Below are 19,847 nucleotides of genomic sequence, written 5' to 3'. Positions count from 1 at the left end.
CCGCTGATGGCTCCTCCAGTGCGCTCAGGCGTCAGCCCATCGGACGACGTCGGCGACCGTGGCGTTCCCGCCGCACACCACGATTCCGAGCCGGGCGCCGGGCCCGACCTGGTCGAGCACCGTCCGTGCCGCCGGGACGAGACAGCCGGCGGCGGGCTCGGCCCACACCTTCTGCCTCTCGGCGAGCGTGATGGAGCCTTGCACGGCCTCGGCGTCGGACACCACCAGCACGTCCTCGAGAAGCGCGACGGCGTGGTCGTAGGTCAGCTGCGACACGTGCGGAGCGGAGAGGGTCGAGACGATCGACGTCGGCGTGATCTCCACGGGCCCGCCCGCGGCCAGCGCCCGGCTCATCGCGTCCGCGCCCTCGACCTCGACACCCCACACGCGCACGCCGGGCACCAGCGCGTGGAACGCCGTCGCGACACCGGCGACGAACCCTCCGCCGCCGATGCTGACCAGCACGTCCGTGAGATCCGGGGCGTCCTGCGCGAACTCCAGACCCACGGTTCCCTGAGCCGCCGCCACGATCGGGTCGTCGTACGGGTGTACCAGCGTCGCGCCCGCCGCCACCAGGTCGTTGAGCAGCAGGAACGCCGCCGCCAGTCCCTCGGTGACCCGCACGTCCGCACCAGAGGCCCGCGCGAGCTCCACCGACCGCGCGGGCGCCGTGGAAGGCATCACGACCGTGGCGGCCACGCCCAGTTCGCGCGCCGCGTCGGCCAGCGAGATCCCGTGGTTGCCGCCGCTGACCCCGACCACGCCCGCCGCCCGCGCCTCGCGCGACAGCGAGAGGATCTTCGCGGTGGCGCCGCGGATCTTGAACGAACCGGTGCGCTGCACCAACTCCAGCTTCACCGTCGTCGGCACGCCCAGCAGCGCCGAGAGCCCCGGCGAGGGCACCGTCGGCGTGCGCAGCACCCGCCCCTCGAGCACCTCGGCCGCGGCACGGACGTCGTCGATGGTCAGCAGGTCAGCCATGACCTGACCCTATGGGCGTCAGTCCGCGCGCGTGAACCCGTGGCTGCGCTCCACCTTCGCGATGTGCAGCGTGTAGCTCTGGTACCACTCGGCCCGCCCGCGCTTCTGCGCCGCCCGGTGCTCCTCGTTGGTCCGCCATTGCGTCAGCGCCTCGGCGTCGCGGAAGTAGCCGACGGTGATGCCCAGCCCGCCGGGCGTCTGCGCGTGGTCCATCCCGAGATAGCCGGGGATGTTCTCCACGAGCTCTTCCATTCGTGCGTTGGTCTCGCCGTAGCCGCCCTGTTCCGCAGTCCGCACCGTGGAGAAGACGGCCACGTAGTACGGGGGTTCGAAAGCCTCGACGGGGTGATCGCTCATGGCGGCACGGTAGGTCGGGCGCGGCCCCGTGATCCAGCGAGTTTCGTGCCCGCTGTCCGTTCACGCACCTGAACAGACCCTCACGAGCGGCATTGCAAAACTCGTGCCATCATTTCCGCATTTCGCCGTGGGTTGTTTTTCAAACGGGGTGGAGGGTTCGTGGCGGAGTATCTCATTTCGCAGCACGACAGCCGTGCGGAACGGGTCGAACAGGTCGCCGCGGTACGGTCGGTGTACCGGTACGACATGGACATGGGTTTCCCGGTCGCCGCAGGTACGACCGAGGCGGACGGCCCGGCGAAGCGCTGGCAGCTCAAGTCCCTCGAAGCCCAGGAAAGCTCAGGATGAACCTGCGGCTGCTCAAGCGCAGGGGTCGCTGGAATTTCGTCAACGAACTGCAGCCGCTGGCGCCGATGAGGCTCGCGGCGATGATCCGGGCCGATGACATGGCCGGGCTCGTCGACTACTTCATGCCCGTTCCCGGCGGCACCGCGGGCGAAATTGAGACAAAAGAGCCTGCAGGACTTCCGGGACGTTTTCGCATTGGCGCAGCCGCCGTCGATCGTCGACCGGTTCGAGACCGACGAGTACTTCGCCGAGTGCTTCGTGGCCGGCCCCGACCCGACCCGGCTGCACCGCCTGACCGCGGTCCCCGGCAAGTTCCCGGTCACGAACGCCCACCTCACCGCCGTGCCCGAGTTCGCGAGCGACGACCTCACGACCGCCCTCGCCGAGGGCAGGGTCTACTGGGCCGACTACGAGGCGATGTCCGAGCTGGACAACGGCAAGCACCCGCAGGCCCCGAAGTTCATGTACGCGCCGATGGCCGCGTTCTGCGGGCCGCGCCGGGGTGGGCCGCTGCGGCCGTTCGCGATCCAGTGCGGCCAGGACCCGGCGGGCCGCGAGATCTACACCCCGGCCGACGGCTACTCGTGGAAGCTCGCCAAGAACTGCGTGCTCTCGGCGCACAACACCTACCACGAGGTGCTGACCCACCTGGGGTTCACGCACCTGATGAGCGAACCGGTGCTGCTCGCCGCGGTGCGCAACCTCGCGGCCAACCACCCGGTCGCCGTGCTGCTCAAACGGCACTTCGAGGGCACCTTCTCGATCAACAAGCTCGCGGTCGAGCTGCTGATCCAGCCCGGCAAGGCGGTCGAGTACCTGATCGGGTCCGACCTGGCCAGCACGTACCCGTGGCTCGCCAAGCACCGCGCGAACCGGTCGTTCCGCGGCAACTACCTGCCCACGACGCTCGCGGCCACGGGCACGGCGGGCAGCCGCGAGCTGCCGCACTTCCCGGACCGCGACGACGGCCTGCTGGTGTGGCAGGCGATCTCCGAGTGGGTCGGCGACTTCGTCAGCGCCTGCTACCGCGGCGACGCCGACGTCGCCGCGGACCACGAGCTGCAGGCGTGGGCGGCCGAGGTCGCGTCACCCGCCGGCGGTCAGGTCCGGGATTTCGGCGCCACGCCGGGCCAGATCGCCGACTTGCAGGACCTGGCGGAGATCCTGACCATGGTGATCTGGACGGCGGGCCCCCAGCACGCCGCCGTGAACTTCGCGCAGAAGGACCACATGGCGTTCCTGCCCGCCAACCCGCTGGCGGGCTACACCCCCGAGCCGACCGGCAGGGGCCACACCGAGACCGACTGGCTCGACAACCTGCCGCCACTGGACGTCGCCGTGCAGCAGTTCTGCGTGATGCACTTCCTCGGCTCCATCCACCACACCGTCCTGGGCAACTACGAGAACGACTTCACGGGCACGCCGGTCGCCACCGGGCACCGGCGCTTCCAGGCAGGCCTGGACAGCATCGAGGCCGAGATCGTCGCCAGGAACCGCCGCCGGCCGATGCCCTACGAGTACCTGCGGCCGTCCCTGATCCCCAACAGCACCAACATCTGAGCGAGGGCCATGAGCACCCCGAGCACGAGCTGGCAAGAGGTCGTCACACCCGACGAGGCGCAGCGCCACCGCGACCAGGCGGACCGGTTCGTCGAGATGCAGCTGCGCAAGTCCGCGAAGTTCGGCACGGGCCGCGCCCTGCACCGCAAGCAGCGCCCGGCCCTGCGCGCCACCCTCGAGGTGCCCGCCGGTCTGCCGCCGGAGGCCGGGCACGGCATCTTCGCGGCCGAGGCCCGCTACGAGGTGTGGGTGAGGCTGTCCAACGGCGGCTTCGACCGGGCGCCGGACCACGTGCCGGACATCCGGGGCTTCGCCTTCAAGGTGCTGGGCGTCGCCGGCCAGTCCGTGTTCGGCGGCCCGGCGGCGAGCCAGGACTTCGTGCTGATCAACCACGAGAAGTTCAGCTCGTCGACCAGCAGGGAGTTCAGTCAGATCACCACGGCCGGTGGCGGCGGCCTGGTCGGGATCCTGCGCGCGCTGCTGCGGTCACCGCGGCTGCTCGGCGACCTCAAGGAGGTGCGCGGAGCCCTGAACAAGCCGTTCAGCGGGTTCGCCACCGAGGACTTCTTCAGCGCGGCCCCGATCTCCTGCGGCCCCTACGCCGTCCGGGTCCGGTTGCGGGCCGCGTCGGACGAGGTGAACCTGCAGGCGAAGGACGACTGGTCCGCGGACATCTACGACCGGCTGGCGAAGTCGCCGCTGGTGTACGAGCTGCAGCTGCAGTTCTTCCTCGACGAGGCCCGCACCCCGATCGAGGACGCCGCGGCGATCTGGGACTCGCCGTACCAGACCGTCGCCCGGCTGGTGATCGGCGAGCAGGCACCGGACGAGGACTTCGCGGCCCAGGTGGAGGCCGCGAAGTTCGATCCGTGGAACGCGCTGGTCGAGCACCGCCCGCTGGGCGAGGTGATGCGCGCCCGCAAGGTCGCGTACCGGCCCAGCCAGCTCAACCGCGGCGCCGACTAGCGCAGGGCTGCCTCGATCGCCTCGGTGATCGGGGCAGCCTCGGGCTCGACCTTCGGACGGAACCGCCCGATCACCTCACCGTCGCGCGACACCAGGAACTTCTCGAAGTTCCACTGCACGTCGCCGGCGGTCCCGTCAGCGTCGGGCCGCTGCACCAGCTCCTGGTAGAGCGCGTGCGCCCCGGGCCCGTTGACCTCGACCTTCTCGTACAGGGGGAACGACACCCCGTAGGTCGCCGAGCAGAACGTGGCGATCTCCTCGGAGGTACCCGGCTCCTGTCCCGCGAACTGGTTGCACGGGAAGCCGACCACGGAGAAGCCCTCCGCGCCGTACTTCTCCTGCAGCCGCTCCAGGCCCGCGTACTGCGGGGTGAGACCGCAGCGCGAGGCCACGTTGACGATGAGCAGCACCTTGCCGCGCAACGCGCTCAGGTCGCCCGGCTCGCCCGCGAGCGTGGCCACCGGAATGTCGAGGATCTCCATGACACCAACGTAGTTGATGGCTCGCGCGCGACGAAAACCTGGCCGTGAAGGGTTAACGGTCAACGACGACAGTTCGTTGACCTCCGCCGGACGTGGTTGAGAGGGTTCCCGGCGACAGGGGGAGTCCACTGGGGGACGAGTCACGTCGTTTGCTTGCCGCAAAACAGAATTCGTTCGCCCTGTGCACCCCTGTGTTCACACGAACACGACTGGGGGTTCGAAGAAGTGCAGCGAAGAATTCTGTTCGCCGCCGTTGTCGCGCTGGGGCTCAGCCTGCTCCAGCCGGGCACGGCGAACGCGGCGAGTTGGTGTGACCGGGATCCGCGCGATCCGGTTGCGCAGATGTGTGCGTCCACCTCGGCACACATGTACGGATCGTTCACGTCGTTCCTGTACCCGGTGGTGGGCCACAGCACGTCGTCGGCGGGCAACGCCTACAACGCCACACGGGTGTTCACCGACGACGCCTATTCGACGAGCTACGAGTTCGGGCTCGACGTCAGCTGGGGCAGCCCGACCGGGATGACGCACTACCAGCCCTACTGGGTCGACTACACCGGCGGCTACAGCTACCACCAGATCGGCAACGGGGACGACGCGCCCGACGACCGGCCGCACACGTACATGTCGTTTCCGCACTGCGACAACTGCCGGTCCACGGACCTGTTCTACGACTTCAACTTCGCCGGCACCACCAAGGACGGCGTCAGCCCGAACGCGCACCAGATGGTGACGGGTTGGGAGTTGTCGGCCTCCTCCTACGGCGACGTCACGATCGGTCGCACCGCCAACCGGATCCAGTGGCTCAACGGCAACAAGGTGTTCGAGCGGTTCCCGGCGTCGGCGATCACCACGCGCGCACCGGCCGGCAACTGCGCGCCGGGTTCACAACCGGCGTACTGCTTCCGGTTCGACACCAACGTCGCGAAGGACGCCAACGGCTTCGTCACGGCGTGGGAGGTCACCAAACCGTCCGTGCGGCCCGCCGCGGTGACCGCGACGCGCACCGTCAACCAGAACGCGCTGCAGCAGTGCATGGCCGAGGACGCGTCGAAGTGCCTCGACACCGTGCCCGGCCTGCGTGACTGCGTGCAGAAGCGGTTGGTGTGCAACGAGAACGCGGCGATCACGACCCGCAAGGCCGCGCTGACCGCGTCCGAGGCACGGGAGAAGGCCGTCGAGTTCCTGGTGTCGCGCAAGGCGATCAGCGCCGCGCAGGCCGTGTCGGTGCGGGAGACCGGCGACGCGATCACCGTGGCGTTCGACCAGCCCGTCCGCGAGCTCACCGGCGACCACCGCACCCACGCCCGTGCCGAGCTCACCTTCGACCGGGCCGGCGGCCTGTCCGTCCGCATGAGCTGACAGGAGGGACTTTCCATGCGAATCAGACCATTCGCGGCCGGGCTCACCGTCGCCGCACTCCTCACCGCCGCGACCCCGGCGCTCGCCGACGAGGCCGCGGGCTGGGTGGCGACCTCGACGTCCAGCGACTTCCAGGCCACGCCGATGCCGGCCGCGCAGGCGTACCCGAAAGCGGCCGGCGAGGTGCGGGCCGACGACTTCAAGACCGAGTGCCAGTCCAGGCCGGAGGCCCGCACCAAGAACGGCTGGGCGAAGAGCCGTTTCGAACAGTGCTTCGTCGGCCACCGCAAAGTGGAGCTGAAGGTCAGCCCCGGCGCGCCCGCGACGATCGCGAGCGTCGAGTTCGACTACACGGTGCTGGCGTTCGCCTACGACGGTGACCGGCGCGTCGACTACACCGTCCTGCTGGACAACTACCGCACGCTCGGCGGCCAGGAACGCAACATCGCCGAGCTGGTGATCGGCTTCAGCGGCTGCGGGCAGACGAGCGTGACCTGCACTCCGTCTCCGCTGCAGAAGCGCACGACGCTGGAGAACTGGAAGCAGGGGCTGCAGTTCACCGGCACGGTCACCTCACCGGAGGAGGGCACCGGCCCGTACAAGCTGGTGCACGCGGTCATGCAGCTCGACCTCTCGGTGGAGTCGAACATGCCGAAGGTCGCGTCCTGGTACGACCTGGGCGCGGGCTTCTCGCGGGTGCGTTTCGACTCGGCGGGCGCGACCGCGGGCAAGTTCAGGGGAGCGGTGTTCACCGACCACGTCCCGACCTACGACCTGATGGCCATCGCGCAGGCCAAGAACCGGGTCAACGAGATCGTCGAGTCGGCCCGTCACATCGCGGACGCGCTGCACCACAGCGAGCGCACGTTCCCGTCGTTCCTGGGCAAGAGCATCCCCGGTGGCTCGCTCGAACGGCCGCTGCACCGCCTCGACGACAGCGGCAAGATCGGCTCCAACCGCGCCTACGCGGGCAAGGTGTGCAAGGACGTGTGGGGCATCGAGTACGAGCCCGAGAAGTTCAACTGCGACGAGTACCCGTTCGCCTCGACCCGCGAGGGCGCCTACACGTCCACGGACGAGGGCAAACTGGCGTGGCACGGTTCCGCGCGCCCGATCGAGGGCGGCGACAACCAGCTGTCCGGCACCTGGATGAACACCGACTTCTACAAGGTGCACCGAGTGCTGGACGGCGACCCGTTCGTGGTCAAGATGGACCTCTAGGGTGACTGGCATGAGCGTGGTGGCCTCGTGGGAACGCATCGAGAACTGGTTGCAGGGCAACGGCATCGAGCCGAAACCCCCTCTGGAGGCCACCACGCTCACTGCCGCACAGGCCCTCGGCCACCCACTGCCCGCGGACCTGACCGAGTCGTTGCTGCGCCACGACGGCTCGCCGCGCACGCTCGTCCCGCCGCGCTGGACCCTGCTGCCGTTGCAGACCTCCCTCGACGTCTGGAAGCGCAAGACCGACGACCTCGCGGCGCGTCAGGCCGCCGAGATCGAGGAGATCGACGAGGACGAGGAGGAGGACTTCTCGGCGGTCGAGGAAGGCGAGGAGGACGCCTTCTGGGGCTGGAACGCGGCCTGGTTCCCGGTCGCGGGCGACGGCGGCGGCTGCCACCTCGTCGTCGACCTGCGCACCGGTGTGCTCGGCGAGCACGATCCCGAGACGGGCACGCGGTTCGGCAGCCCGTGGCGGTCGGTGGCGGAGCTGCTGGAGGCCACGGCCGCGGCCCTGCACGGCGAGGATCCGGAGTGGCGGGCCGCCGTCGTGGAGTGGGGCATCGACTGGACCCGCGCCGGGTGAGCTAGATCATTTCGAGCGGTTCCGGGCCGTCCGGGGGCGGAAAGGCCCGGTCCAGGTCCGCCAGGTCTTCCGGCGAGAGCCGCAACTCCACCGCGCGGGCGTTCTCCCGGACGTGGTCCACCGTGCCCGCCTTGGGGATCGCGTTCGCGTGCGGCAGCCGCAGCACCCACGCCAGCGCCACCTGAGCGGGCGTGGCGTCGTGGCGGGCGGCGACCTCCGCGAGCACCGGTGATCCCAGCAGCCGCCCCTGCTCGACGGGGGAGTAGGCCATGATCGGCATGCCGGCGGAGGCGTGCCAGGGCAGCAGGTCGTACTCCGGCCCGCGCCGGGACAGGTTGTAGAGGATCTGGTTGGTCTGGCAGGAGCCGTCCAACGCCGTCAGCTCGCGCATGTCGGCCAGGTCGAAGTTGCTGACTCCCCAGTGGCGGATCTTGCCCGCCTCCACCAGAGCCGCGAAGCCCTCCAGCGTCCGGGCCAGCGGCAGGCTGCCACGCCAGTGCAGCAGGTACAGGTCGAGGCGGTCGGTGCCCAGACGCCGCAGACTGGCCTCACAGGCCCGTACGGTGCCCGAAGCGGTGGCGTTGGAGGGCAGCACCTTCGACACCAGGAAAACCTCGTCACGGCGTCCTGCGACGGCCTCGCCGACGAGGGTCTCGGCCTCGCCGCCGCCGTACATCTCGGCGGTGTCGATCAGCGTCAGCCCGAGGTCGACGCCGGCCCGCAGCGCCGCGATCTCGTCAGCACGCCTGGAGGCCTTCTCGGCCATCATCCAGGTGCCCAGGCCGAGCGCGGGGATGGTCTCGCCGGACGGCAGTCGCACGGTCTTCATGCGACGAGGATGCCCGACGGCCGGGTAGGTTGAACTGATGCGGCGCGCGGGCCTTGTGGTGCTGGTGCTGCTCGTGGTGGTGCTGGCGGTGCTCGCCCAGGTCGTCGACATTCCCGACGGCGCGGCGCTGAGAGCCCTGGTCGGCAGCGCGGGAAACGCCGCCCCGGTGGTGTTCGCGGCCGTCTGCGCGCTCGGCACCGCGGTCTTCTTCCCCAAACCGGTGCTGGCGACGGCGGCGGGGCTGCTGTTCGGTGTCGCGTGGGGGAGCGTGCTGGCCATTGCCGGGTTCACAGCCGGCGCGATGATCGCGTTCGGCGTCGCCCGCAGGCTCGGCCGCCGGGCGGTGGCCGGATGGCTGGGGGAGCGGCTGCGGGTCCTGGAGGACGTGTTCGCCCGCAAGGGCGTCGAGGCGACGCTGGTCGTGAGGCTGCTGCCGGTGCTGCCGTTCACGCTGGCGAACTACGGCGCGGGCGTCACGTCGGTGAAGCCGCGGCACTTCGCGCTGGGCACCGCGCTGGGCCTCGTCCCGTCGACCGTGCTGGCCGCGGTGTTGGGCGACGCGCTGAGCGACCTGGGCTCACCGAGGTCGATCCTGGCGCTGTCGATCTGGGCGGTGCTGGCGGCGGCGGGCCTGCTGTGGGGCCGCGCGCTGCTCAGGAACCCGGTGGGCGCGCAAAAAGCCGTCCCGGCGGGAGACCGGGACGGCTTGAAGCGTCTGTAGACCTTCTCGCGGAAGATCAGGCCGTGCGAGTGCGGCGTCCGCGCAGCTCTTCGAGGCGCTCGTCGAGCAGCTCCTCGAGCTCGGGGATCGACCGGCGCTCCAGGAGCATGTCCCAGTGCGTGCGCGGCGGCTTGACCTTCTTCACCTCCGGCTCGACGCCGTCGATGATCTTCGACTCGGTGCCGTGGAGACGGCATTCCCAGGTCGGCGGCAGCTCGGCGTCGTCGGAGAACGGGACCTCGAAGTCGTGTCCCTTCGGACAGGCGTACCGCGCTGCCCGGCGCGGAGCGAGATCGTGATTGCGGTCGGTCTCGTAGCTGACTGCTCCGAGCCGGCTTCCACGCAAAACGCGGTCGGCCATGGCGGTGTCCTTTCGCTCGGCTCAGGGCCGGGGCCCAGGCTTCTTGCTCACCGTGTGCAACGCCCGGATTGCTCCGTTTGTTTCCGGCTCGCTCTCATGGTCGCCCACAGTGACGTCGTTCACTCGTCAACGAAGGCTTCCTACTAATGGATGCGATCGCCACAGGATCGTGACGCGTTATCAAGCTACTGTGCTCACGCGTCACTCTAATGGCCTAGCCAAACCTGTGTGTAACCGCCTAGGCCAAGCGCAGTTGGCCACTTTGTGCGACGTCAGGGCCTAGGTCACCCAACCGGAAGTGACGCCGACAGAGCACTTGATAACGGATAGTAGTTTCCGTGGTATCGGTTACACCGTTGCTCTCTGTACCCGATCGGTGCTGTTCCGTATCCGAAACCGTGTCGGCGACCAGAACTGTGTCTCCGGTGTGAATCACCCGTCCGGCCCGCACCCGCGCGTTGAACCGTCCCGGCACCCCGCACCAGCACAACACCTCGACCTGAATGGCCTTCAGCTCGTCGGCCAGTTCGAACAGCCGCCGCGAGCCGGGGAACATCTCGCCGCGGAAGTCCGTGGCGAGCCCGAAGCAGTACACGTCGACCTGGACGTCGTCCGCGAGCTCGGCCAGCTGCTCGACCTGGGCGGGGGAGAGGAACTGCGCCTCGTCCACGATCAGGTAGTCCACCCGCCGTCCCAGCGCCCACTCCGAGCGCACGAGCTGGCGGAGATCGTCGTCGCGGATCTCGGCGGCCTCGCGCGTGATGCCGATGCGGCTCGAGATCTGCGGGCGCCCGGACCGGTCGTGCCGCACCAGCAGCAGCCCGCGACGACCCTGCCGCGAGTTGTTGTGGTCGATCTGCAGCGCGAGCGTCGACTTGCCGCAGTCCATGGGGCCGAAGAAGAACTTGACGTGCCCCACGACCGGCGTCGAGCGTCGGGAACCCGCGACAGGTACAGCGGAGAGGGCGTCTGTCGGATCGGGGAGGGCGTCCACGGCGGGTCACCCTAGTGCCTGGGTCCTGATCTTGAGGAATCCCCACGGCGTATCCCTGCCCATCGTGCGTCCCTTCGTGACGGCCGCGGAACCGTTGAGCAGACATAGCCGCTGCGCAGGTCGCCGAAACATCGTCTCAGCTCATGTCACTCGATAGATTCAGTGTTGACTGAACCACGACCTCTCTCGCCGCGCCGCCTGGGCCGCTTGAATCCTGGTCCGCAACCGAACGCCGCCGCGAACACCGACAACGCGCGGACCGCCACGCATGTACACGCGCAAGCCGAGCGCCGCGGTCGCCCAGTTCGCTCAAATCCCCCCGTCCGGCAGCCGAACGCCCAGGCGGGACTCGGCCAGCAAGCTCAGTAACTTCAGTGTCCACTGAAACCAAACACCTCCGGTCATTCCGCTTCCCGATATAGCTCGCGCCGCGATATATTCAGCGACATGAGTGGTCGGGTCATGTCCGAGCAGGCGTTCCTCGTGCTCACCGCGCTGGCGGAGGAGCCGTTGCACGGCTACGCGATCGTGCAGGCGGTGGAGCAGCTGTCCGAGGGGCGGACGGTGCTGCGGGTGGGCACGCTGTACGGGGTGCTGGACCGGTTGGTGGCGGACGGGCTCGCCGAGCGCGACCGTGAAGAAGTGCACCAGGGCCGGCTGCGGCGCTACTACAAGCTCACCGACTCCGGTGTGCGCGCGCTGCAGGCGGAGGTCGCGAGGCTGAGCGCGAACGTGCGGGCGGCTTCGGCGGTGCTGAGGGGGAGGGGTGTCCAGCCGTGGGCGAGCAAGGCGTGAGCAATCTGGAGCGGCGCTATCGGCGGCTGCTGAAGGTCCTGCCCCGCTGGTATCGGGCGGACCGCGAGGAGGAGATGGTCGGGATCTTCCTGGCCGACCGGACCGACGAGCTCGACCTGGAGCACAGCTGGCCGGGCTGGGGGGAGACCGGCGCCGTGCTGGGGCTCGGGGTGCGGACGCATCTGGCGGCGGGCGCGGCGCTGACGAGCGTGCCGGCGAAGGTGTTGTGGCGCGGCGAGGTCGTGCGGGCGCTGGGGATGTTCGGGCTGTTGCTGGGGGTGTTCTTCGCGGGGGCGGCGGTCACGAGCCTCGCCGTCGCCTACGGCAATCCCGAGTGGGCCGCGGAGATCAGCTGGTGGCGAGTGCTGGAGCTCGGGCCGATCGTGGCGTTCGCGGCGCTGTTGAGCGGCAGGCGGACGCTGGCGAAGGTGGCGGCGTTGGCTCCGGTGCTGCTGGCGGTGGCGTCGCTGGGGGAGTACCGGTACCTGCTGATGTGGAGCGCGTTCCAGCTGCCGTCGCTGGTGACGTTCGTGTGTCTGTGCCTGGGTTTTCACCGGGAGGCGCCGACGCCGCCCGCGCGCAGGGTGCTGTGGTGGGGCGGGGGAGCGCTGCTGCTCGGTGTGCTCGGCGGGTTCGCGCCGGGGGCGGGGCTGATCGCGGTCGGGCTGGTCACGGTGATCCTGCGGGTGGTCGCGTTCGTGCGCGGTGACTTCGTGCTGGGGCGGGCGTTGTCGTTGTTCGCGGTGCTGCAGCTGTCGCCGCTGGCGTTCCTGCTGGCCGGGGGAGAGGTGCTGGTGCTGGCGTTGCCGATCGTGGTGTTGCTCGTGCTCAGCGCTGTGGCGCCGGTCAGGAAGCCGCGCGTGTCATGACCACGAACCTGGAGCGCCGGTACCGGTTGCTGCTCAACGTTCTGCCCGAGTGGTATCGGCAGGATCGTGAGGAGGAGATGGTCGGCCTGTTCCTGATCGAGCGGACGGACGAGCTCGACCTTGGAGCACAGCTGGCCGGGGTGGGGCGAGACGGGAGCGATGCTCGGCCTGGCCGTGCGGACGCGGTTGGCGGCCGCCAGTGCGCCGGTGGGGGCGTTGCGGCTGGGCGGGGTGGTGCGGTGGCTGGGGGTGCTCGGCTTGCTGCTGAGCTTCACCTACGTCGCGCAGGGGGTCCGCGCCGAGATCGTGGTGCGGAGCATGCCGGAGATCGTTCCGCAGGCGCCCTGGGTGGTGCTGAGCCACTTCGTCCCGTTGGTGGCGTTCGCGTTGCTGCTGCGGGGACAGCGGACGTGGGCGAAGGGGGCCTACGGCGCGGTGGTGGCGAGCTGGCTGACGCAGTTCTTCCAGGTTCATCCGACCGTGTGGTCGGTGTTGTGGCACGTGCCGTCGATCTTGACGTTCGTGTGTCTGTGCCTGGGTTTCCACAAGGACGCGCCGACGCCGCCCGCGCGGCCGCTGGTGTGGTGGGCGGGTGCGGCGGTGGTGCTCGGGGTGGCCGACATCGTGGTGCTGGGCAGCGGCATCGCCGTGCTGGCGGCCGCAGTGCTCGGCTTGCGCGTGTACGCGTACGTGCGGGGGCGACGCGGTGCTGGGGCGCGCGTTGTCGGTGTTCGCGGTGGCGTTCGGCGTGCCGGCTCTGATCACGTACCTGCCGGGTCCGCAGGAGTTCGTGAAGTACCTCGTGGTGGCGGCGGCGCTGCTGGTGGTCAGCGCCGCCGCACCGGTCAGACGAGCGTCGGTTCTGCGTTCCCGACTGCCTTGATGGCCCTGCGGACGGGCACGAAGATCAGCAGGACGAACCCGGCGACGAAGAAGATGATCAGGGCGAGGATGGCGGGCCGCAGGCTGCCGGTGGCCTGGCCGACGCCGGCGAACACCAGCGGGCCGAGCCAGCTGGTGGAGCGCTCACCGACCTCGTAGAGCGAGAAGTACTGGGCTTCTCGGCCGGGCGGCACCATCTGGCTGAACAGGCTGCGGGACAAGGCGTTCGTGCCGCCCAGGACGATGCCGATGCCCGCAGCGACGAGGTAGAACTGCATCTCGTCGCCGGCCTTGACGAAGAACGCCGCGGTGATCACGACGATCCACACGACGAGCGAGCCGAGGATCGTCTTCTTCGCGCCGATCCGCTTGGCCACGAAGCCGTGCAGCACGCCGCCGATGAACGCGACGAACTGGACGATCAGGATCACCGTGATCAGCGTCTTCTGTTCGAACTTCAGCTCGACGCTGCCGTACTGCGCCGACACGTTCGCCACCGTCGCGATGCCGTCGGTGTAGATCAGGTAGGTGCCGAGGAACGCGAGCGTGAGCGGGAATGCCTTGGCCTGCTTGAGGGTCGTGCCGAGTTCCTTGAAGCCGGCGGAGACCACCGAGCCGCCGTGCTCGTTGCCGTGCGGTTTCTGGTGCTCGGTGAGGCGGGTCAGCGGGATGAACGTGAAGGCCGCCCACCACACACCGGAGATGACGAAAGCGATGCGCGCGGCGTCACCGGCGGTGATGCCGAGGGAGTCGGCCGACAACGTGATGCCGAGCTGGATCGCCAGCGCCACACCACCGCCGAGGTAACCGAACGCCCAGCCGCGGCTGGAGAGCGCGTCGCGTTCGTCGGGGGTCGCGATCTCGGGCAGGAAGGCGTAGTAAACGACGACGCTGGCGCCGTAGCCGATGTTGGCGATGACGAAGAAGAGCACGCCGAGCGTCCAGTTGGTGCCCTGCACGGTCGCGAGCGCGATGGTGGCCGCGGAGCCGGTGAAGGCGAAGGCGGCGAGCATCTTCTTCTTGTTCTGGGTGCGGTCGGCGATGGCGCCCATGACCGGCAGCACCAGGACCTGGATCACGGTCGCCACCGACAGCAGGTAGCCCCACAGCGAGCCGGAGGGGAACTGCGCCCCGAGGAACGTGACGTCGCAGTGGTCGAACGCGTTGTCGCCGGCACACGGGTTCGGCCCGTTGAGCGCGGTGTCGGCCTTGGCGGCGTTCGTCGCGATGCTCGTCAGGTACAGCGAGAAGAACACTGTGACCACGGACGTGGGGAACACGGAGTTCGCCACGTCGTACCAGACCCAGCCGCGTTGTTCGCGGCGGCGTTTCACCTTGCTGGCGTCGGCGGCGTCGTCGCCCTTGACCTTCATGTCGGCGGACTGTACTTGTCCGCCGACACGTCCAATGATCGACTGTCCAACCTGTTACCAGGTGCCGCGCGACCGGAGTACTTCCCTGAGCACGTCGGGCCTGTCGGTCACCAGCCCGTCCACTCCAAGATCGAGCAGGGCCCGCATGTCGGCCTCGTCGTCGATCGTCCACACGTGCACCTCGAGGTCCCTGCGGTGTGCCGCCTGAACGAACCTCCTGTCGACCACGGTGAGCCTTCCTTGGCTCACCGGCACCTGAGCCACCTGCCCGCGCACCGCCAGTCCGGCGAACGGAACCCGCCCCGCCGCCCACAGCGCTCCGGCACTGCGGGGCCCCATCGACGTCAGCAGCTCGGGCCCGCCCCGGCGCCGCAACCGCGCGAGCCGGTTGTCCGAGAAGCTCGCGAGGCACACCCGGTGCAACGCCTTGGCCTTGCGCAACAGGTTCAGGATCGGCTCGACGGCCGCCTCGCTCTTCACGTCGATGTTGAAGAACGTGTCCGGCAGCTCCTCCAGCACGTCCGCCAGCCGCGCGATGGGCTCCCTGCCGCCCACGCGTGCCATCCGCACTTCGGTCCACGGCAGGTCGCCGACGCGTCCGTGCCCGTCCGTCGTGCGGTCCAGCGTGTCGTCGTGATGCACGACGACCTCGCCGTCGCTCGTGGCGTGCACGTCGGTCTCGATGTACCGATATCCCTCGTGCACGGCGCGGCGGAAGGAACTCAGCGAGTTCTCCATGCCGCTGAGGTCGCCGACGTGCCAGCCGCGATGGGCGAAGGCCCTTGGCCGCGGGCCTTGGAGATACGCGTGGGTCACTCCCCGAGTGTGCCTTCCGGCCATGGCTCCGGGGTGGACAGTGGGTGGCGAGACACTTTCTTCTTGCTCTCTATTACTTCAGTGTCGCCTAAAATCAGACCTACTGGTCTTAGCGCCTTACTCCCCACGCACAAAACGGCCAAAGACCACAAACACCAACACGGGTCCGGCACAAGGCGATCCCTCTGCTGGAATTTGAGCCTGCTCGGCACGCGACCACCTCGCGCGCCGCTGCGAGCCTCCTCAACCCCCATCCACCCCAAACCCGCCACAACACACCGAAACTCCACCTGAAACCAACACCAATCGCCGTACCGGTACTGTCCGGTTCCCTACGAAGGTCGGGCTTTCTGGCGCGTCGCTGGAGACCACCCACCGCCATTCGCTACCGTCGCGCGCCATGGAGCGCTCCATGGAGGCGGATGAGCCCAAGCACTGTGCGTGGTGCGGGCGGAGGTTGCCGGGGAGTGGGCGGATCGGCCGGCCGCGCAGGTATTGCGCGCAGCCGTGTCGTCAGCGTGCGTATGAGCGGCGGGCGGCGTTGCAGCGGGGCGGGTTGCCGGAGGATGCCGTAGTACTCTCCACCGCCGAGCTTGCTGATTTGCAGGACAGGTTGTTCCAGCTGCGGTGTGCCGCGGAGGATGTGGTGACCGCCGCGCAGGACGGGGCGGAGAACGAGGAGCTGCGGAAGCTGGCCGCTGAGCTGGTGGAGTCGGCGAAGGGTTTGGAGCGGCTTCGCTAAGCCGTTCGCAAAAGAGCGAACTGACCGGCGTAGCGGGTTGCTTACGTCCGGTGATCGGACGATCATGACGCGCGTGACCTCCTATTGCCGCACGGTGCTGGACCGGGCGGATGTCGGCTATGCCGTGACGGATTCGCGCGGGAACCTGTTGTGGTGCAACCGCGCGTTGGGTGCTGTTCTCGGGGTTCCGGTCGAGCAGGCCTATGGGCGGTCGTTGCCGGCGTTGCTGCCGGGTGTGCCCGAGGTGCCCGCGCCGGCGCGGGAGGTTCTCGTTCCGGGTCCGAAGTGGCTCGAGGTGCGGTGTTCGAAGCTGGGCGACGACCTGATGTACGAGGTCGTGGACGTGTCGGCGTGGCGGGATCGTGAGCTGACGGTCACGCAGGAGGCGGACGCGCTGCGCAGGGCTCAGGCGCTGGGCCGCATGGGTACGTGGGAGTGGTCCATCTCGGACGACCGCGTGACCTGGTCGGACACTTTGCTGGAGATGTTCGGGTTCTCGCCGGGTACGGCGTTCGACTTCGAGATGTACTCGCAGCTGGTGCACCCGGACGACCTGCCGATGATCGAGGAAACGCTCGACACGGCGCTGAAGACCGGGAGTGTCTTCACCTACACCCACCGCATGCTCCGTCCCGATGGCGCGGAACGCGTCTTCGAGTGTTTCGGTGAGGTCGTGGTGGGTGATGACGGTGTTCCGCTCAGGGCGCTGGGCACGGCGCACGACGTCACTCAGTCCTCGAGGGTGCACGACGAGCTCGTGAGGATGGCCGAGCAGGATCCGCTCACGGGTCTGCCGAACCGCAGGGCGCTCACGAGGGCTCTGGAGCAGGAGCTGGCGAACAACGGTTCGGGTGCGTTGCTGGTGCTGGACCTGGACAACTTCAAGGACGTCAACGACCTGCGGGGTCACGCGGTGGGCGACCGCGTGATGCGCATGCTGGCGAGCGCTCTGCAGTCCCGTCTGGGTGACAAGCTGATCGCCCGTCTGGGCGGGGACGAGTTCGCGGTGGTCCTGCCGGGAGCGTCGCTGAAGGACGCCTCCGACGTGGCGGACAACCTCAAGGAGGCCGTGGCGGGTTTCCCGCTGGCGGGTATCGGCACGCCGGCGAGGATCACGGTCAGCACGGGCCTGGCGGAGTTCGGTCCGGGTGACTCGTGGGAGCTGGTGCTGGCGAACGCGGACCTGGCGCTGTACGCGTCGAAGGCGGCGGGTCGTGACCGGGTGACGGTGTACGAGCCGAACCACTATGCGGACACCGTGAAGCGCGTGAGTGTGCTGGACCGTCTCAGGGCGGCGCTGGCGGGTAACGGGCTGGCGTTGTACGGCATGCCCATGGTGGAGCTGCATTCCGGCAAGACCCTGGGGCACGAGCTGTTGCTCAGGCTCGAGGACCAGCAGGAGCCCTATCTCGGCCCGGCGGACTTCCTGCCGGTGGCGGAGCGGAGCAACCTGATCCTGGAGGTCGACCGCTGGGTGCTGTCGACGGCGATCGACGCGCTGGTCGCGGAGCCGGACTCGCGGTTGCGGTTCAACGTGAACGTGTCCGGCCGCACGCTGGAGGATCCGGATTTCGGTGACTTCGTGCTCGACAAGCTGAGCAAGGCGGGTGTCGCGCCGGGGCGTTTGGGGCTGGAGATCACGGAGACGGCGGCGGTGACCAATTTGGACGCCGCGGTGACGCTCGCGACGCAGCTGCGCAGCTTCGGGTGCCGGATCACGCTGGACGACTTCGGTTCCGGATTCGGGTCGTTCGTCCACTTGAAGCACCTGCCGATCACGGGCATCAAGATCGACGGTGAGTTCGTGAAGGGCATCGAGACCAACGACGCGGACGCGGTGCTCGTGTCGGGCATCGTGCAGATCGCGAACGGGCTGGGGCTCAGCGCGGTGGCGGAGTGGGTGGAGCGGCCGTCGCAGGTGGAGGCGCTCAAGGCGCTGGGTGTGCGGGTGGGGCAGGGTTTCCACCTGGGCCGGCCGGTGCCGTTGCGTGACGTGGTGAACGCGGAGCGCATGCCGCCGAATGGCGCATTGTCGTCTCAGGTGGTCGGAGCAGAGGATGGTGCGCGCTCCTGATCCCCGCCTGATGGGACGCTCGTGTCTTCTTGTGGTCTTCGTCGTCTTGAGTTGAGCGTTGCCGAGCCTGAGGAAACGGTGGACTTCTTCGCCGGGGTTCTCGGTTGGGCGGTGATAGCGGAGCCGGGCGGGTCGTTCTCGGGCTGGGTCGGTGATCGGCTGGCGGCTCAAGTTGTTGCGGGAGTGCAGGGGTGGCGTGTCTTCTTCGGTGGTGACGAGCCCAGGGCGCTGACGGGGAATTCCTCTGTGGACACTGGCCGGGTGCTGCACGGGCCGTGGGCGCCGCCGCCGAGGCACGGTGAGCCGTGCTGGGCGGAGTTGATGACCGCGGAGCCCGAGGACGAGTACTGGTCGCGGGAGCTGGGCTGGCAGGTCGAGCCGGGTGCGGAGGATTTCGTGCTCTTCACGTCCTCGCGGCACGGCGATCCTCGCCCGGTGGCGGGGCGGTTGAAGACCGGGCGTGCGCCGGGTTGGCTCACCTATTTCGCGGTGGACGACCTGGCGGCGGCGTGCGCGAGGGTGTCCGAATTGGACGGTCGTGTGCTGCTGGAGCCCACGACCGTGCCAACCGGACTCATCGCGTCCGTCGAGGGCCCGCACGGTGGTGCGTGCGCTCTGTTGGAGCACCCTCAGGGGTGGGGCGGGAACTGGGCTGGCTGACGGGGTCGCGGTCGAACCAGGCCACGGCCAGCAACAGCAGCCCGGTGGCGATGCTGACGCCGGTGTTGATCAGCAGGTCGGAGGTGGCCATGCCGATCTCGCGGCCCCAGTGGGCGAGTTGCGATCCGGCGTCCCAGAACAGGTACATCAGCGCGTTGACGACGATGAGCTTGCGGCGGTCCGCTGCCCGCCGCAGGCCCATCGCGATCACGGTCATGGCGATGATGAGCACGTGGTAGCCGGCGACGGAGTACCACTGGAACGCGCGGGTCGGGGTCATCTCGCCGCCGAGGTAGGCGCGGTCGGTGATCTCCGGCGCGAACGCGAGCACGATCGCCTGCAGCAGGTTGAACGCGACGTAGACCCACAGGACGATCTTCATCCAGAGCTTCATCGGCCGGGGTCAGGCCTCGAGTTCGGGCGGGAAGCCGCCGGTGGCGATGGGGCCCCAGGAGTCGATCGTGACGCGGATGAGGGACTTGCCCTGGCGCAGCATCGCGGCGCGGTACTCGTCCCAGTCGGGGTGCTCGCCGGCGATGCAGCGGTAGTACTCGACGAAGTCCTCCAGCGCCTCGGGCAGGTCGAGGACTTCGGCGGTGCCGTCGATCTGCACGTACGGGCCGTCCCAGTCGTCGGAGAGCACGCACATCGTGACGGACGGGGTGCGGCGGGCGTTGCGGACCTTCGCGCGCTGGGGGTAGGTGGCGATGACGATCCGGCCCTCGGTGTCGACCCCGCACGAGACGGGGGAGACCTGCACTCCGTCGACGGTGGAGCGGCGGGTGATCAGGACGCCGTGGTGGCGGGTGCGGAGGAACTCGAGCAGCTGCGGCCGGTCGACGACGTCGGCCGTGGCGATCTTCGGCAT

22 protein-coding genes are annotated in these 19,847 nt (G+C 69.0%); 12 read left to right on the top strand and 10 right to left on the bottom strand.

Annotated features, from left to right (window positions below; translation table 11 throughout):
- Positions 1 to 24: 24 nt before the first annotated feature.
- Positions 25 to 981 (bottom strand): pyridoxal-phosphate dependent enzyme, encoded by a 957-nt coding sequence (locus ABZ345_RS22385; RefSeq protein ID WP_359851795.1) that lies wholly within the window; start codon positions 979 to 981, stop codon positions 25 to 27.
- 18 nt (positions 982 to 999) lie between these two features.
- Positions 1,000 to 1,338 carry an antibiotic biosynthesis monooxygenase gene (locus ABZ345_RS22380; RefSeq protein WP_359851792.1) on the bottom strand — a complete coding sequence of 113 codons (339 nt, stop codon included), beginning with the start codon at positions 1,336 to 1,338 and terminating at the stop codon, positions 1,000 to 1,002.
- 159 nt (positions 1,339 to 1,497) lie between these two features.
- On the opposite strand from ABZ345_RS22380, the gene ABZ345_RS22375 reads away from it, so the two are divergent.
- The 3 genes from ABZ345_RS22375 (at position 1,498) to ABZ345_RS22365 (ending at position 4,212) form a co-directional block, all read left to right on the top strand.
- Entirely contained in the window at positions 1,498 to 1,686 is a 189-nt protein-coding gene (locus tag ABZ345_RS22375) for a hypothetical protein (protein ID WP_359851789.1), read from the top strand.
- 153 nt (positions 1,687 to 1,839) lie between these two features.
- The gene (locus ABZ345_RS22370) at positions 1,840 to 3,246 is read left to right on the top strand and encodes a lipoxygenase family protein (protein ID WP_359851786.1); all 1,407 of its coding nucleotides are present in this window, start codon (positions 1,840 to 1,842) and stop codon (positions 3,244 to 3,246) included.
- Positions 3,247 to 3,255: 9 nt separating this feature from the next.
- Complete coding sequence (locus ABZ345_RS22365; RefSeq protein ID WP_359851784.1) at positions 3,256 to 4,212, top strand: hypothetical protein; 957 nt, start codon at positions 3,256 to 3,258, stop codon at positions 4,210 to 4,212.
- On the opposite strand, the gene ABZ345_RS22360 is transcribed toward ABZ345_RS22365, so the two are convergent.
- A complete protein-coding gene (locus ABZ345_RS22360) occupies positions 4,209 to 4,694 on the bottom strand; it encodes a glutathione peroxidase (protein WP_359851781.1) in 486 nt (161 codons plus the stop codon). The genes ABZ345_RS22365 and ABZ345_RS22360 overlap by 4 nt on opposite strands.
- Before the next feature lie 225 nt (positions 4,695 to 4,919).
- Between ABZ345_RS22360 and ABZ345_RS22355 the strand changes: the two genes are divergently transcribed.
- The 3 genes from ABZ345_RS22355 to ABZ345_RS22345 are packed head-to-tail and all read left to right on the top strand — an operon-like array spanning position 4,920 to position 7,863.
- Positions 4,920 to 6,056, top strand: coding sequence for a hypothetical protein (locus ABZ345_RS22355; protein WP_359851778.1), 1,137 nt, complete (start codon positions 4,920 to 4,922; stop codon positions 6,054 to 6,056).
- 15 nt (positions 6,057 to 6,071) lie between these two features.
- The gene (locus ABZ345_RS22350) at positions 6,072 to 7,277 is read left to right on the top strand and encodes a hypothetical protein (RefSeq protein ID WP_359851775.1); all 1,206 of its coding nucleotides are present in this window, start codon (positions 6,072 to 6,074) and stop codon (positions 7,275 to 7,277) included.
- Between the two features lie 10 nt (positions 7,278 to 7,287).
- Positions 7,288 to 7,863 (top strand): SMI1/KNR4 family protein, encoded by a 576-nt coding sequence (locus ABZ345_RS22345; RefSeq protein WP_359851772.1) that lies wholly within the window; start codon positions 7,288 to 7,290, stop codon positions 7,861 to 7,863.
- 1 nt (position 7,864) lies between these two features.
- On the opposite strand, the gene ABZ345_RS22340 is transcribed toward ABZ345_RS22345, so the two are convergent.
- Positions 7,865 to 8,692: an aldo/keto reductase gene (locus ABZ345_RS22340; RefSeq protein ID WP_359851769.1), complete on the bottom strand. Its 828-nt coding sequence runs from the start codon at positions 8,690 to 8,692 to the stop codon at positions 7,865 to 7,867.
- Between the two features lie 37 nt (positions 8,693 to 8,729).
- Here ABZ345_RS22340 and ABZ345_RS22335 point away from each other — a divergent pair, with 37 nt between their 5' ends.
- Complete coding sequence (locus ABZ345_RS22335; RefSeq protein WP_359851766.1) at positions 8,730 to 9,413, top strand: TVP38/TMEM64 family protein; 684 nt, start codon at positions 8,730 to 8,732, stop codon at positions 9,411 to 9,413.
- Between the two features lie 16 nt (positions 9,414 to 9,429).
- On the opposite strand, the gene ABZ345_RS22330 is transcribed toward ABZ345_RS22335, so the two are convergent.
- On the bottom strand, positions 9,430 to 9,774 hold the full coding sequence (locus ABZ345_RS22330) for an RNA polymerase-binding protein RbpA (RefSeq protein WP_030466135.1): 345 nt from the start codon (positions 9,772 to 9,774) through the stop codon (positions 9,430 to 9,432).
- A 238-nt stretch (positions 9,775 to 10,012) separates the two neighbouring features.
- On the bottom strand, positions 10,013 to 10,768 hold the full coding sequence (locus tag ABZ345_RS22325) for a thymidine kinase (RefSeq protein WP_359851762.1): 756 nt from the start codon (positions 10,766 to 10,768) through the stop codon (positions 10,013 to 10,015).
- Between the two features lie 447 nt (positions 10,769 to 11,215).
- On the opposite strand from ABZ345_RS22325, the gene ABZ345_RS22320 reads away from it, so the two are divergent.
- Complete coding sequence (locus tag ABZ345_RS22320; protein ID WP_359851759.1) at positions 11,216 to 11,563, top strand: PadR family transcriptional regulator; 348 nt, start codon at positions 11,216 to 11,218, stop codon at positions 11,561 to 11,563.
- Positions 11,560 to 12,432 (top strand): hypothetical protein, encoded by an 873-nt coding sequence (locus ABZ345_RS22315; RefSeq protein WP_359851756.1) that lies wholly within the window; start codon positions 11,560 to 11,562, stop codon positions 12,430 to 12,432. The genes ABZ345_RS22320 and ABZ345_RS22315 overlap by 4 nt, the downstream gene beginning before the upstream one ends.
- Positions 12,433 to 13,277: 845 nt before the next feature.
- Here ABZ345_RS22315 and ABZ345_RS22310 read toward each other — a convergent pair.
- Entirely contained in the window at positions 13,278 to 14,687 is a 1,410-nt protein-coding gene (locus tag ABZ345_RS22310; RefSeq protein WP_359851753.1) for an MFS transporter, read from the bottom strand.
- Between the two features lie 54 nt (positions 14,688 to 14,741).
- Complete coding sequence (locus tag ABZ345_RS22305) at positions 14,742 to 15,527, bottom strand: glycerophosphodiester phosphodiesterase (RefSeq protein ID WP_359851749.1); 786 nt, start codon at positions 15,525 to 15,527, stop codon at positions 14,742 to 14,744.
- Positions 15,528 to 15,903: 376 nt separating this feature from the next.
- On the opposite strand from ABZ345_RS22305, the gene ABZ345_RS22300 reads away from it, so the two are divergent.
- The 3 genes from ABZ345_RS22300 (at position 15,904) to ABZ345_RS22290 (ending at position 18,979) form a co-directional block, all read left to right on the top strand.
- A complete protein-coding gene (locus ABZ345_RS22300; protein WP_045316915.1) occupies positions 15,904 to 16,245 on the top strand; it encodes a hypothetical protein in 342 nt (113 codons plus the stop codon).
- A gap of 73 nt (positions 16,246 to 16,318) precedes the next feature.
- On the top strand, positions 16,319 to 18,319 hold the full coding sequence (locus ABZ345_RS22295) for an EAL domain-containing protein (protein WP_359851745.1): 2,001 nt from the start codon (positions 16,319 to 16,321) through the stop codon (positions 18,317 to 18,319).
- Between the two features lie 51 nt (positions 18,320 to 18,370).
- Entirely contained in the window at positions 18,371 to 18,979 is a 609-nt protein-coding gene (locus ABZ345_RS22290) for a VOC family protein (protein ID WP_359851742.1), read from the top strand.
- Here ABZ345_RS22290 and ABZ345_RS22285 read toward each other — a convergent pair.
- Positions 18,894 to 19,361 carry a hypothetical protein gene (locus tag ABZ345_RS22285; RefSeq protein ID WP_359851739.1) on the bottom strand — a complete coding sequence of 156 codons (468 nt, stop codon included), beginning with the start codon at positions 19,359 to 19,361 and terminating at the stop codon, positions 18,894 to 18,896. The genes ABZ345_RS22290 and ABZ345_RS22285 overlap by 86 nt on opposite strands.
- Positions 19,362 to 19,382: 21 nt before the next feature.
- Positions 19,383 to 19,847 (bottom strand): PPOX class F420-dependent oxidoreductase, encoded by a 465-nt coding sequence (locus tag ABZ345_RS22280; RefSeq protein ID WP_359852040.1) that lies wholly within the window; start codon positions 19,845 to 19,847, stop codon positions 19,383 to 19,385.

The organism is Lentzea sp. NPDC005914, assembly GCF_040629405.1.
In the GTDB taxonomy this organism is placed as follows: domain Bacteria; phylum Actinomycetota; class Actinomycetes; order Mycobacteriales; family Pseudonocardiaceae; genus Lentzea.
Note: the sequence above shows the minus strand (reverse complement) of the source record. Positions and strands in the feature narration are given on the sequence as shown.

Coding starts and splice junctions, on each gene's coding strand:
- ABZ345_RS22320 (WP_359851759.1), top strand. CDS start 11,216: ATGAGTGGTCGGGTCATGTCCGAGCAGGCGTTCCTCGTGCTCACCGCG.
- ABZ345_RS22350 (WP_359851775.1), top strand. CDS start 6,072: ATGCGAATCAGACCATTCGCGGCCGGGCTCACCGTCGCCGCACTCCTC.
- ABZ345_RS22280 (WP_359852040.1), bottom strand. CDS start 19,847: ATGCCGAAGATCGCCACGGCCGACGTCGTCGACCGGCCGCAGCTGCTC.
- ABZ345_RS22330 (WP_030466135.1), bottom strand. CDS start 9,774: ATGGCCGACCGCGTTTTGCGTGGAAGCCGGCTCGGAGCAGTCAGCTAC.
- ABZ345_RS22365 (WP_359851784.1), top strand. CDS start 3,256: ATGAGCACCCCGAGCACGAGCTGGCAAGAGGTCGTCACACCCGACGAG.
- ABZ345_RS22345 (WP_359851772.1), top strand. CDS start 7,288: ATGAGCGTGGTGGCCTCGTGGGAACGCATCGAGAACTGGTTGCAGGGC.
- ABZ345_RS22300 (WP_045316915.1), top strand. CDS start 15,904: ATGGAGCGCTCCATGGAGGCGGATGAGCCCAAGCACTGTGCGTGGTGC.
- ABZ345_RS22380 (WP_359851792.1), bottom strand. CDS start 1,338: ATGAGCGATCACCCCGTCGAGGCTTTCGAACCCCCGTACTACGTGGCC.
- ABZ345_RS22310 (WP_359851753.1), bottom strand. CDS start 14,687: ATGAAGGTCAAGGGCGACGACGCCGCCGACGCCAGCAAGGTGAAACGC.
- ABZ345_RS22385 (WP_359851795.1), bottom strand. CDS start 981: ATGGCTGACCTGCTGACCATCGACGACGTCCGTGCCGCGGCCGAGGTG.
- ABZ345_RS22335 (WP_359851766.1), top strand. CDS start 8,730: ATGCGGCGCGCGGGCCTTGTGGTGCTGGTGCTGCTCGTGGTGGTGCTG.
- ABZ345_RS22305 (WP_359851749.1), bottom strand. CDS start 15,527: ATGGCCGGAAGGCACACTCGGGGAGTGACCCACGCGTATCTCCAAGGC.
- ABZ345_RS22340 (WP_359851769.1), bottom strand. CDS start 8,692: ATGAAGACCGTGCGACTGCCGTCCGGCGAGACCATCCCCGCGCTCGGC.
- ABZ345_RS22360 (WP_359851781.1), bottom strand. CDS start 4,694: ATGGAGATCCTCGACATTCCGGTGGCCACGCTCGCGGGCGAGCCGGGC.
- ABZ345_RS22285 (WP_359851739.1), bottom strand. CDS start 19,361: ATGAAGATCGTCCTGTGGGTCTACGTCGCGTTCAACCTGCTGCAGGCG.